Here is a 12,195-nt window from a genome sequence, read left to right as displayed (position 1 = left end):
CTAATTATTTGTCTGTCCTTGCTCAGAGTCGGGCAAAATCATTGAAAAGGGCAATGCTCATCAACATCAGCAGCAACGCCGCCCCAAATCTGAATCCAATTTCCTGTACCCGTTCGGATACAGGCTTACCTGTTATTACTTCCACCAAGTAATACATCAAGTGTCCCCCGTCCAGCACTGGCAACGGCAAGAGATTAATAATGCCGAGGTTTACGCTTATCAGGGCGAGGAACCCGAGAAAATAGACCAACCCTATGTTGGCGCTGTTACCGGCCCCCTGCGCGATGGAGATGGGGCCGCTCAAATTTTTAACCGAAACATCACCGGTAAACAACTTGGCGATCATCTTAAAGCTGACGACTACAAGTTGCCATGTTTTATCTGCCGCCACCGAAATGGATTCAAGCGGGCCATACTGCAGATCCAGCAGCATATTGTCCGGCCACTTGGGGGCTTTGGGCGCCAGGCCGATGACACCTTCCATTTCGCCATTGGCACCCTTGCGGCTGTCCGGGATCAGAGTGAAAGTCTGTTGTTCACCACTGCGCTTAACCGTCAGTTGTAACGGCTTACCGGCTGATACTTTAATTTGTCCGACAAAGGTTTGCCAGTCGCTGTATGCCTCACCATTGACGGCCACCAGAATATCACCGGCCTTGACCCCGGCCTTGGCGGCCGCACCGCCCTCGGTAACCGTCTCCACTTCAGGGATCACATCCGGGCGGAAAATATCCAGCCCCAGCGTACTGAAGGGGGATTCTTTTTCCGGATCGAAACGCCAGTTGCGGATATCCAACTGATAAGTACGCCCGGAAGGCTCAAGACCATCGTCAAGCTGAGATATCTGGTCGAGCGGCCTCAGGGTCAAGCTCATACTGTCATCGCCGATATGACCGACCAGTGCCAGGTTCACTTCTTCCCAGGTGCGTACCTTTTGCCCGGAAACCGCCACTATCTGCTGAGGGCCATCTATCTGCATCACGGCCGCAGGCGAGCCGGGTCTGACATCGCTGATCACCGGCTTGAGTGAAGGCACGCCGATGAGATACATAATATAGAGCGCGAAAATGGCAAAGATAAAGTTGGCTATCGGCCCGGCAGCGACTATCGCGATACGCGCCCAGACACTCTTGCGATTAAAGGCCTGCTCTTTAAGCTCCTCGGGTACATCCTCGACCCGCTCGTCGAGCATTTTGACATAGCCCCCAAGCGGGATCATGGCTATCACATATTCGGTGCCATCTTTGCCGAGGCGACGCCAAATCGCCTTACCAAAGCCGATAGAGAAACGCTCCACCTTGACACCACAGCGCCTGGCTACCCAAAAGTGGCCATATTCATGGGCGGTGATCAGTATCCCCAAGGCGACGATAAAAGCGCCCAGGTTCCATAAAAAATCAAACATCAGACCTTATTTTCCTCACTTGCATCCGGCGATAGCTTCCTTGGCATACTGACGACTTTGGCCGTCCAATGCCAGAATATCCGCTATGGAATTTAAAGGCGATTGCGGCACACGGGCCAAACAGGCTTCATTGACCCGGGCGATATCGGTAAAGCCAATTTCCCCTTTAAGGAAGCTGGCAACGGCCATTTCATTGGCCGCGTTGATCACTGTGGTCGCCTCCTGCCCCGAAGCACTGGCAGTCATTGCCAACTCAAGGCATGGATAACGGGCAAAATCCGGCTCACAGAAGCTCAATTGTCCGACTTTGAAAAAGTCCAAAGGTTCAACCCCTGAAACAATTCTCTCCGGATAGGCCATACAATGAGCAATCGGAGTACGCATATCCGGATTACCGAGCTGCGCCAGCACGCTACCATCCTGATACTGCACCATGGAGTGAATCACACTCTGGGGGTGGATAACCACCTTAAGCTGCTCGGCACTGGCGTTGAAGAGCCAGCGCGCCTCTACATACTCAAGCCCTTTATTCATCATAGTCGCCGAATCGACAGAAATTTTAGGCCCCATAGACCAGTTGGGATGCTTGATAGCCTGGGCCGGTGTCACACTCGCCAAACTGGCAAGATCGGCGCTCAAAAATGGCCCACCAGAGCCGGTGAGCAGAATCGATGAAATGCCTGCGCCTTGAAGGTTGCAATAACCCAGCTGTTGCTGCACAGCTTCCGGCAGGCATTGGAAAATAGCGTTGTGCTCGCTGTCTACCGGCAGCAGAGTCGCGCCCGACTGGCGGGTGGCTTCCATAAACAAGCGCCCGGACATCACCAGCGCCTCTTTATTGGCCAGCAGCACCCGCTTACCGGCCTTGACTGCCGCCAGCGTTGGCAACATGCCGGCGGCGCCGACTATGGCCGCCATCACGGTATCGACCCGGCTGTGAGCCACCAGTTCAAGTAGTTCTGACTCGCCGCTGCTCACGCGGGTAGCAGATGTGGCCCCCAAACGCTCGGCCAATAGCTTGGCAGCATTGGGGTCAACCATATGGGCAACTTCAGGTCGGTGGATCGTACACAACTCGGCCATCTTGTCGACATTGGTATTGGCCACCAACGCATAAACCTGATATGCCGCCGGGTTATGTTGGATCACACTGAGGGTACTGGCACCAATAGAACCAGTCGCTCCTAAAATCACCATGTTTTGCATAGCACTACATCCAGAATGCAATATAGATAAGGGTAAATACAGGCAAGGCTGCGGTCAGGCTATCGATGCGATCCAGCACACCGCCGTGACCGGGCAATATAGTGCCCGAGTCTTTGATTTTGGCGGCGCGCTTGAACATACTCTCGGACAGATCGCCGAGCGCCGAGGCCAAAGCGGTAAATAGGGTCACGGCTATCAGCAGTCCAAGCTCCTGCTCTGGAGAGAAATAGCAAACACCGGCCACCACCACCATGGTGGTCAACAGGCCACCAAGTAAACCTTCCAGAGTCTTGGCCGGGCTGACGTTGGGCATAAGTTTAATCCGCCCCAGCGCCTTACCGGCAAAGTAGGCGCCCGAATCAGCGGCCCATACGGTCAGCATCACCAAGAACACCAGGATACCGCCAAAATAAGGGTCAGCAGGACTGCTGAGCGCCTTGAGCGCGATCAGGGAAGCGAAACAAGGAAGCAAAGTCAACTGACCAAACATGGACTTGAGCATGGGACTGCCCTGCCAGAGTTTGGCACTGCGGGGATAGGAGATCACCAGCACCAAAGAGAATAGCCACCAGCAGGCGCCGATAAGAATGATGGCCAGCATGATGGGGTGTAACTGACCTCTGGACCAGACGGCATCGGTCGGTACCAGGAGGTTAATCGCCACCAATACTATCGCCAGGGTAGCGGTAAAACTCCATTGAGTGACCTCACAACGGCTGTCGATAATACGGCCCCACTCTTTCGCCGCAATCAGAAATACCGCCACCAAGGCCCATGAAAAATAACTCGCCGGGAGCAAAAAAATGGCCCCCATAACCAGTGGGATTAACCAAATTGCTGTTATTATTCGTTGTTTTAGCAAAAAATGTCCCTCGTAAGATGTTATTCGCTGCGTATTTCTTCTATCTGACTTCCGGTCAGACCGAAACGACGCTGGCGGCTGGCAAAAGTCGCCACAGCCTGGCGAAATGCCTGCTCATCAAAATCCGGCCAAAGGGTGTCGGTAAAGACCAACTCGGCATAAGCCGCCTGCCAGAGAATAAAATTACTGATGCGGTAATCCCCGCCCGTACGGATCATTAAATCAACTTCATGTTGATTTTGCATGCACAAATGCGCTGCCAGGGCCTCTTCACTGAACTGACTGCTGGTCATTTCACCGGATTCGACTTTTTCTGCCAGTTTGCGGGCGGCCTGCATTATGTCCCAGCGGCCACCATAATTAGCGGCGACATTGAGGGTCAGCTCTGAGTTGGCAGCGGTTTTCTCTTCGGCGGCACGGATCTGTTTTTGCAGTCTCTCGGAAAAACGACTGGTATCCCCAATAATATTCAACCGGACACCATTTTGGTGCAGCAGCTTGATTTCCCGACGCAGCACGGTAAAAAACAGCTCCATCAACAGGCTGACTTCCTGATCCGGACGACGCCAGTTCTCACTGGAAAACGCAAACAGAGTCAATGAACGTACCCCGAGCTGCCTTGCTGTACTCACGGCCCGGCGCACGGCTTTGACTCCGGCCTTATGCCCAAAAACCCTGGCTTTACCCTGGGCCTGAGCCCAACGGCCGTTACCATCCATAATGATAGCCACATGCTGCGGGATAGACTGTTTTACCAGCTCTGAAAGCTGCTCAGGTAAGCACTCTGAAGTCTGGCAGTCACCTGTGCTGGTTGGAGTCGTAGGATCGGCTTCCATATTGGATGACATCTGAATAAACAACCCTTATAAATAGACAAACGCCGCGTAGTATACCCCTACACGGCGCATCAACTCTAGTTTAGCGAGTCAATATCAGACTTCCATCAATTCCGCTTCTTTCGCGGCCAACAGTTCGTCTATCTTCTTGATATGTACGTCAGTTATCTTTTGTACTTCATCTTCGCTGCGGCGTACATCGTCCTCGGTACACTCTTTGTCCTTCTCCAGGTTCTTCACCGCAGAGTTGGCATCACGACGAACGTTACGCACGGCGATACGACCGTTTTCAGCCTCGGCACGCACCACTTTAACCAGATCACGGCGGCGCTCTTCGGTCAGAGCCGGCAGAGGGATACGGATAGTGGCACCGGCAGACATAGGGTTCAGGCCCAAATCTGAGCTCATGATCGCCTTTTCTACTGCCTGGATCATGCTACGGTCGAACACGTTAACCGCCAGAGTGCGGCTGTCTTCAACTGAAATATTACCCACCTGCTTGAGCGGGGTCATGGTGCCGTAGTAAGACACCTGGATAGAATCCAGCAGTGCGGGGTGAGCACGGCCGGTACGCACCTTGGCCATTTGTGCCTTGGTGGCTTCCACACACTTGTCCATACGAACCTGTGCATCTTCTTTAATCGCATCAATCACGTTAAATGTCCTTTTTGCAATCAGTCGGTTATTTCGTTTTGATCAGCGTGCCTTCGGCTTCTTCACCCATGATAACCCGGCGCAGCGCACCTGGCTTATTCATATTGAAGACCAATATAGGCATGTCGTGGTCACGGGCCATGGTGAAAGCAGCCAGATCCATGACTTTCAATTCTTTATCCAGAACTTCATTGTAACTCAGTTCATCGTATTTGACGGCTTCAGGGTTCTTCATAGGATCATCTGAATATACGCCATCAACTTTAGTGCCTTTTAGCACGACTTCTGCTTCAATTTCAATCCCTCTCAGGCAAGCAGCAGAGTCTGTGGTACAGAATGGGTTACCGGTACCGGCAGCAAAAATCACCACGCGCCCGGACTTGAGCAAGCTGATAGCTTCGGCCCAATTGTATCTATCGCACACGCCATTGAGCGGAATAGCAGACATCAGACGGGCATTAACATAGGCACGGTGCAGCGCATCACGCATTGCCAGACCATTCATCACTGTCGCCAGCATACCCATGTGATCGCCCACCACGCGGTTCATACCGGCCTTGGCCAGCCCTTCACCACGGAACAGGTTTCCGCCACCGATGACCACGCCAACCTGAATGCCGAGCTCAACCAGCTCCTTAATCTCCTGGGCCATACGATCCAGTACCTTGGGATCGATACCGAAGCCTTCTTCGCCCATCAGGGCTTCGCCACTCAGTTTCAGCAGAATACGTCGAAATGCAGGTTTTGGGTTGGTGCTCATCTTTTTCTGTCCTGGTCATAACAAGACCGCAGCGGCTGCTGCGGTCTTGGGAGGGTTAAGAATTGGCGATTAAGCCTTCTTGGAAGCAGCGATTTGGGCAGCTACTTCAGAAGCAAAATCTTCTTCTTTCTTCTCGATACCTTCACCCACTTCCAAGCGGATGAAGTTAGTCACAGTGGCGCCTTTCTCTTTCAGAACTTCGCCAACAGTTTTCTTTGGCTCCATGATGAATGGTTGACCAGTCAGAGAAACCTCACCGGTGAACTTCTTCATGCGGCCGGCAACCATCTTCTCAGCGATTTCCTGAGGCTTGCCTTCGTTCATAGCGATTTCAACTTGAACGGAACGCTCTTTCTCAACCACTTCAGCTGGAACGTCTTCTGGGTTAACGTACTCAGGCTTAGAGGCAGCAACGTGCATTGCAATGTGCTTCAGCGTTTCTTCATCGGCTTCACCGGTAACAACAACACCGATGCGATCGCCGTGACGATAGAAAGCCATCTTGTCACCGTCGATGTACTCAACGCGACGAACATTGATGTTTTCACCGATTTTGGCAACCAGGGCAACACGTGCTTCTTCGAACTGGGCTTTCAGATCTTCAACAGTCACTTTGGCAGCAGCGGCAGCGTCCAGAACTTCGTTGGCGAAAGCCAGGAAGTTAGAGTCTTTTGCTACGAAGTCAGTCTGGCAGTTAACTTCAACCAGAGCAGTGTAACCAGCACCGTTTTTGATCAGGATAGTACCTTCGGCAGCGATGTTACCGGCTTTCTTGGCCGCTTTAGCCGCGCCGCTCTTACGCATGTTATCGATTGCAGCTTCGATATCACCGTTAGTTTCGGTCAGGGCTTTTTTACAATCCATCATGCCTGCGCCAGTACGGTCGCGCAGTTCTTTAACCAGGGCAGCAGTAATTGCCATTGTTAAATCCTCAATTGATAATTCGACAAATTTAACCTATTGATAAGTAGGTATAAAACAGGGGCCATATGGCCCCTGTTAACCAATCATATCTCTTGGTTAATAAGGGTGATGTACTAGCATCGCACCTTATTATTCAGCTTCGATGAAACCGTCTTCTTCAGCTTGAACAGCCAGGTCCTGACCACGGCCAGCTTTGGCAGCAGCAGCTACAGACTCAGCATACAAACGGATTGCACGCATAGCGTCGTCGTTACCAGGAATGATGTAGTCAACGCCATCTGGAGCAGAGTTGGTATCTACTACGGCAACAACTGGGATACCCAGGTTGTTGGCTTCTTTGATAGCGATGTGTTCATGGTCGGCACCGATAACGAAAATGGCGTCTGGCAGACCGCCCATGTTCTTGATACCACCCAGAGACTTCTCAAGCTTTTCCAGCTCACGGGTACGCATCAGCGCTTCTTTCTTGGTCAGCTTGTCGAAAGTACCGTCAACAGACTGGGTTTCCAGATCTTTCAGGCGCTTGATTGACTGACGAACGGTTTTCCAGTTGGTCAGCATACCGCCGAGCCAGCGCTTGTCCACGTAGAACTGCTCGCAAGATACGGCAGCTTCTTTGATGGCTTCACTGGCAGCGCGCTTGGTGCCTACGAACAGGATTTTACCTTTCTTGGAAGCAATGTTGCTGATGAAAGCCAGAGCTTCATTGAACATTGGCACAGTGTGCTCGAGGTTGATGATGTGTACACCGTTGCGAGCACCGAAGATGAAAGGCTTCATCTTAGGGTTCCAGTAACGGGTTTGGTGACCGAAGTGTACACCGGCCTGGAGCATATCGCGCATTGAAACTGTAGTCATTTTCTATACCTTAATTTAAGGGGTTAGACCTCCACGCATCCCATGTCTTCGACCCTTTGGTCAAGCCGCGGGCACCCCGAAGAATGTGTCGATACGTGTGTGATTTAGTATTTGAGTTAAATGCCATGTATAATGGCCGCCATCTTTACTCTTACCTGCCGACAAAATGGGTTCCCCCATCAAAGGCAGCCGACTTGAAGCTAATTCGAACTCATAGAGTCGTCAACTCAAAGTCACTTAGAGTCAAACATAACGGCGCGCTTTATACCATAAATCGCCGGCAAACACAAACTTTTTACCGCTCTCATGTCGGCCTTAAACTCAGTTCAAAGCCGCGTCAGTAGCGTTATTTTACCGTTTCACAAACAAGGTGAATTGGCCTTGGCCAAGGCACTCGTTATTAAGAGAAAGCCCCATGAGTATAGTCATCAAGACAGCAGAAGAAATTGAGAAAATGCGCGCCGCCGGCAAGCTGGCCGCCAATGTGTTGGAAATGATAGCCCCACACGTCAAGGTCGGGGTCAGTACCAACGAACTCAACGATATCTGCGCCAAGTACACCGAAGAACAGGGCGCCATCTCCGCGCCGCTCAATTACCACGGTTTTCCCAAGTCCATCTGCACCTCTATCAATGAGGTGATCTGCCACGGTATTCCCAGTGATCGCGTGCTCAAGGACGGCGATATCCTTAACATTGATATCACAGTTATCAAGGACGGTTATCACGGCGACACTTCCAAAATGTTCCTGATCGGTGATGTCAGCCCGAAAGATCGCCGCCTGTGCCGTATCGCCCAGGAGAGCCTCTACGCCGCCATCCGTAAAGTTCGCCCCGGCATGCAGCTGGGCGAGATTGGTACCACAGTTGAGAAGTTTATCAAGGCCAGCAAGTCAGGCCTGGACAAATATTCAATCGTGCAGGATTACTGCGGTCACGGTATCGGCGCCGGCTTCCATGAAGAGCCACAAGTGGTGCACTACAGAAACAACGACAAGACCATACTACGCCCTGGCATGTGCTTTACCATTGAGCCGATGATCAACGCCGGTCGCCACACTTCTGTACTGAATAAGGATGACGGCTGGACTGTCACCACCTCAGATGGTAAAAATTCAGCTCAGTGGGAACATACTCTGTTAATCACCGAAACCGGCGTAGAAGTTCTGACGCTGCGCGCCGAGGAAGATTTCCCGAGGATCATCAATCACGCCAAATAAGGCGTCACCCAAGGAATAGAATGAGCACAGCGCTGGCAGCCAAAACGGCACTTTGTGAGCAGAATCAAGCCCTGTTTGACAGGTTTACCTCGCGAGAAAAGATAGTCGAACTGGTTACCAGCCGCTGTCGCTTTGTCGATAAGCAGCTGATTGAACAATGGCAGGCCGAAGGCTTGGATGCTTATCCCATCGCTCTTATCGCCGTCGGCGGCTATGGCCGCGGTGAGCTGCATCCCTACTCGGACATAGATCTGCTGTTTCTGGTGGATGACAACCTGGACCCAGCAGCCGAGAGCAGGCTCAGTGCTTATATCGCCTTTCTCTGGGACGCTGGTCTTGAAATCGGTCACAGTGTCAGAACCTTGAAAGAAACCCTGCAACAGGGTCGACAAGACATCACCATAGCCACCAACCTATTGGAAGCCAGACTGCTTACCGGCCCGGAAATCCTGTTTGATACTCTCTACGACGCGATTCGCGAGCACCAATTCTGGCCCTCAAACGCGTTTTTCAATGCCAAGCGAGATGAACAACGTGCCCGCCATGCCAGGGCCAACGCCTTCGATCTTGAGCCCAATATCAAGACCTGCCCCGGTGGCCTGAGGGATATTCAGACCATAGCCTGGGTCGCTATGCGCCACTTCGATGCCGCCAGACTTGAAGAACTGGTCGGACACGGCTTTTTGGAGCAGGTAGAACTCGAAGAGCTGCTTGAGTGTCAGCACTTCCTCTGGGAGCTGAGATTTGCCCTGCACCTGGCATCGGGCCGTGACGAAAACCGTTTGCTGTTTGACTTGCAGCGTCAGGTAGCCGGCCTCATGGGTTACGAAGACGCTACCCAACTGGCGGTCGAGCAGATGATGAAGCACTATTACCGCACAGTGCGGCGGGTGATGGAGCTCAACGAGATGCTGCTGCAACTGTTCAAACGCGCCACCCTGGGACACACTCAGGCGCTGGAAATCCAGCCTATAGATGAACACTATCAGCGCCGCGGTCGCTTTATCGAGGCGCTGGACTTGGCGCTGTTTGACGATCCGGAAGAGATCGTCAGGCTGTTTTTGCATGTGGCCCGCAATTCCAACATTCAGGGAATTTACGCGCCAACCCTGAGGGCGCTGAGAAGAGCCAGACGCGCCCAGCCGCAACCTCTGATGGCCCGGGAGGGCTGCCGTAGAGTATTTATGGAAATTCTCCGTCATGCTCGCGGTATTGCCGCCCTGTCGCTAATGCACAAACACGGAGTGATGTCGGCTTATTTACCTGCCTGGCGCGCCATTGAAGGCCAGATGCAGTTTGACCTCTTCCACGCCTACACGGTAGATGAACACACCCACAGGCTGCTGCTCAATATCGACAAATTTGCCCAGGCAGAACAGAAAGAGGAATTCCCACTCGGCTCTGTGCTGATCAATCAATTGCCAAAAAAGGGGCTGCTGGTATTGGCGGCCATTTTCCACGACATCGCCAAAGGCCGCGGCGGCGATCACAGTAAGCTCGGCGCAGTCGATGCGCTGGAATTTTGCAAACTGCACGGTCTCAACGACCACGACGGCCGCTTGGTCAGCTGGTTGGTAGAAAATCATCTGTTGATGTCGATTGTCGCCCAGCGGCGGGATATTTCCGATCCGGAAGTGGTCGCCGACTTTGCCGATAAAGTTCGCGATGCGGTGCACCTGAGTTACCTCTACTGCCTGACGGTAGCCGATATCTGTGCCACCAATGAAAAAACCTGGAACAACTGGAAGGGCTCCCTGCTCAGGGATCTCTATTTTGCCACTCAGAGAGTGCTTGCCCGCGGTAAAGAAAAGCCGGTGGATATTCGTGCCCGGGTACGGGAGCATCAAGCTAAAGCCAAGAAAGAGTTGCTGCGGCGCGGCTTCAAGGAAAAAGCGCTGGATCTGTTGTGGCAGAGATTCAAGGCCGATTACTTTTTGCGTCATCAACCCAATCAAATCGCCTGGCACGCTGAGGCCATTCTAAAGCACAAGCAGGATGAACCGCTGGTAATGGTATCCAAACACACCACCCGTGGCGGCACAGAGCTGTTTGTCTACTGCCAGGACAAACCCAAGCTGTTTGCCACTGTGATGGCGGTGCTGGACAACAAGAATATCAATGTTCATGATGCCAACATCATGACATCCAAGGACAATTACGCTTTGGATACCTTTGTGATCCTCGAGCAGGACGGCAAGGCGGTAAGTCAGTTATCGCGGATACAAAGTATCCGCAAGGCCCTTGGCAAAGCGCTCAGTGGCGAACAACCCAAGATCCCGCGCTTTCGCAAGTTGTCGCGCAAGATGAAACCTTTTAAAGTTCCGACTCAGGTCAGTTTTCTGCCTACCCGCCGCCATGGTACAAGTATGATGGAGCTGATAGCCTTGGATAGCCCAGGTCTGCTGGCCAAGATAGGTGAAACCTTCTATCGCTGTGATGTCACCCTGCTGGCGGCCAAGATCACCACGATAGGCGAGCGCGCCGAGGACTTTTTTATTCTACAAACCAATCAGGGACTGGCACTGGATGAAGCCCAGCAACACAGGCTGAAAGAGTCACTGATCAGTGCCCTGTCCCAATTCGGGACCCCAACAACCTAAGTAAACGGGAGAAACCAATGGAGGCTTTACGCCAACGTATTGAGGCGGCTTTTGAAGCTCGCGCACAGATAAGCCCAACCACAGTTGACGCCGAGCTGCGTGCCGACGTGGAACGAGTGATTGACATGCTGGACAGAGGCGAGGCCCGAGTGGCCGAGAAACTGGACGGCCAATGGCATGTGCACCAATGGCTCAAGAAAGCCGTTTTGCTGTCTTTCCGCATCTTCGACAATGGCGTAATCTATGGGGCCGAAACCAAGTATTTCGACAAGGTACCACAGAAGTTTGCCGACTATGATGAAGCGCGTTTTCGCGCCGAAGCCATACGTGTTGTGCCACCGGCTGCGGTGCGCAAAGGCTCTTTCATCGGTAAAAACACTGTGCTTATGCCCTCCTACGTTAACCTGGGCGCCTATGTGGATGAAGGCACCATGGTCGACACCTGGGCCACGGTTGGCTCCTGCGCGCAAATTGGTAAAAACGTGCATCTCTCCGGCGGTGTCGGCATCGGTGGCGTACTCGAGCCACTGCAGGCCGGCCCGACCATTATTGAAGACAATTGCTTTATCGGTGCCCGCTCTGAAATCGTTGAAGGAGTCGTGGTCGAGGAAGGCTCAGTGATCTCCATGGGGGTCTATATCGGCCAGAGCACCCGCATCTATGACCGCGAAACCGGCGAAATTCACTATGGCCGGGTTCCAGCAGGTTCTGTGGTGGTGTCAGGCACTCTGCCCTCCAGCTGCGGCAAGTACAATCTTTATGCCGCCATCATAGTCAAGAAGGTAGACGAGAAGACCCGCGGAAAAGTGGGTATCAACGAACTGCTGCGGATGGTCGACTGACCCTTGCCCTCGGGAACTGACCTAGAGCA

11 protein-coding genes are annotated in these 12,195 nt (G+C 52.7%); 3 read left to right on the top strand and 8 right to left on the bottom strand.

Features of this window, described 5'->3' with window-relative positions; translation table 11 throughout:
- Positions 1-22 precede the first annotated feature (22 nt).
- The 8 genes from rseP to rpsB all read right to left on the bottom strand — a co-directional run bounded on the left by rseP (position 23) and on the right by rpsB (position 7,505).
- Entirely contained in the window at positions 23-1,405 is a 1,383-nt protein-coding gene (gene rseP / locus RC73_RS11575) for a sigma E protease regulator RseP (RefSeq protein WP_039034779.1), read from the bottom strand.
- Positions 1,406-1,420: 15 nt separating this feature from the next.
- Positions 1,421-2,611 (bottom strand): 1-deoxy-D-xylulose-5-phosphate reductoisomerase, encoded by a 1,191-nt coding sequence (ispC, locus tag RC73_RS11570; RefSeq protein ID WP_039034778.1) that lies wholly within the window; start codon positions 2,609-2,611, stop codon positions 1,421-1,423.
- A gap of 4 nt (positions 2,612-2,615) precedes the next feature.
- Positions 2,616-3,473, bottom strand: a complete 858-nt coding sequence (locus RC73_RS11565; RefSeq protein ID WP_039034777.1) for a phosphatidate cytidylyltransferase — start codon at positions 3,471-3,473, stop codon at positions 2,616-2,618.
- A gap of 20 nt (positions 3,474-3,493) precedes the next feature.
- Positions 3,494-4,321 carry a polyprenyl diphosphate synthase gene (gene uppS / locus RC73_RS11560; RefSeq protein ID WP_039034776.1) on the bottom strand — a complete coding sequence of 276 codons (828 nt, stop codon included), beginning with the start codon at positions 4,319-4,321 and terminating at the stop codon, positions 3,494-3,496.
- Positions 4,322-4,405: 84 nt separating this feature from the next.
- The gene (gene frr, locus RC73_RS11555) at positions 4,406-4,963 is read right to left on the bottom strand and encodes a ribosome recycling factor (protein WP_039034775.1); all 558 of its coding nucleotides are present in this window, start codon (positions 4,961-4,963) and stop codon (positions 4,406-4,408) included.
- 28 nt (positions 4,964-4,991) lie between these two features.
- The gene (pyrH, locus tag RC73_RS11550) at positions 4,992-5,723 is read right to left on the bottom strand and encodes a UMP kinase (RefSeq protein WP_039034774.1); all 732 of its coding nucleotides are present in this window, start codon (positions 5,721-5,723) and stop codon (positions 4,992-4,994) included.
- A 69-nt stretch (positions 5,724-5,792) separates the two neighbouring features.
- Positions 5,793-6,644 (bottom strand): translation elongation factor Ts, encoded by an 852-nt coding sequence (gene tsf, locus RC73_RS11545; RefSeq protein ID WP_028779851.1) that lies wholly within the window; start codon positions 6,642-6,644, stop codon positions 5,793-5,795.
- 132 nt (positions 6,645-6,776) lie between these two features.
- The gene (gene rpsB, locus RC73_RS11540) at positions 6,777-7,505 is read right to left on the bottom strand and encodes a 30S ribosomal protein S2 (protein ID WP_025010979.1); all 729 of its coding nucleotides are present in this window, start codon (positions 7,503-7,505) and stop codon (positions 6,777-6,779) included.
- Positions 7,506-7,920: 415 nt separating this feature from the next.
- On the opposite strand from rpsB, the gene map reads away from it, so the two are divergent.
- From map to dapD, 3 genes are read left to right on the top strand one after another with little or no spacing between them, the layout of a single operon-like run.
- A complete protein-coding gene (gene map, locus RC73_RS11535) occupies positions 7,921-8,724 on the top strand; it encodes a type I methionyl aminopeptidase (RefSeq protein ID WP_039034773.1) in 804 nt (267 codons plus the stop codon).
- A gap of 20 nt (positions 8,725-8,744) precedes the next feature.
- Positions 8,745-11,324 carry a bifunctional uridylyltransferase/uridylyl-removing protein GlnD gene (gene glnD, locus RC73_RS11530; protein WP_039034772.1) on the top strand — a complete coding sequence of 860 codons (2,580 nt, stop codon included), beginning with the start codon at positions 8,745-8,747 and terminating at the stop codon, positions 11,322-11,324.
- Positions 11,325-11,341: 17 nt separating this feature from the next.
- Positions 11,342-12,166, top strand: coding sequence for a 2,3,4,5-tetrahydropyridine-2,6-dicarboxylate N-succinyltransferase (gene dapD, locus RC73_RS11525; RefSeq protein ID WP_039034771.1), 825 nt, complete (start codon positions 11,342-11,344; stop codon positions 12,164-12,166).
- Positions 12,167-12,195 lie beyond the last annotated feature (29 nt).

The sequence above is a fragment of the Shewanella sp. ECSMB14102 genome (assembly GCF_000813075.1).
Lineage (GTDB): Bacteria > Pseudomonadota > Gammaproteobacteria > Enterobacterales > Shewanellaceae > Shewanella > Shewanella indica.
This window is presented reverse-complemented; position numbering and strand designations above follow the sequence as displayed.

Bases quoted from the DNA above. Each gene is read 5' to 3' on its own strand.
- rseP (WP_039034779.1), bottom strand. From the start codon at position 1,405: ATGTTTGATTTTTTATGGAACCTGGGCGCTTTTATCGTCGCCTTGGGG.
- ispC (WP_039034778.1), bottom strand. From the start codon at position 2,611: ATGCAAAACATGGTGATTTTAGGAGCGACTGGTTCTATTGGTGCCAGT.
- uppS (WP_039034776.1), bottom strand. From the start codon at position 4,321: ATGTCATCCAATATGGAAGCCGATCCTACGACTCCAACCAGCACAGGT.
- pyrH (WP_039034774.1), bottom strand. From the start codon at position 5,723: ATGAGCACCAACCCAAAACCTGCATTTCGACGTATTCTGCTGAAACTG.
- tsf (WP_028779851.1), bottom strand. From the start codon at position 6,644: ATGGCAATTACTGCTGCCCTGGTTAAAGAACTGCGCGACCGTACTGGC.
- rpsB (WP_025010979.1), bottom strand. From the start codon at position 7,505: ATGACTACAGTTTCAATGCGCGATATGCTCCAGGCCGGTGTACACTTC.
- map (WP_039034773.1), top strand. From the start codon at position 7,921: ATGAGTATAGTCATCAAGACAGCAGAAGAAATTGAGAAAATGCGCGCC.
- glnD (WP_039034772.1), top strand. From the start codon at position 8,745: ATGAGCACAGCGCTGGCAGCCAAAACGGCACTTTGTGAGCAGAATCAA.
- dapD (WP_039034771.1), top strand. From the start codon at position 11,342: ATGGAGGCTTTACGCCAACGTATTGAGGCGGCTTTTGAAGCTCGCGCA.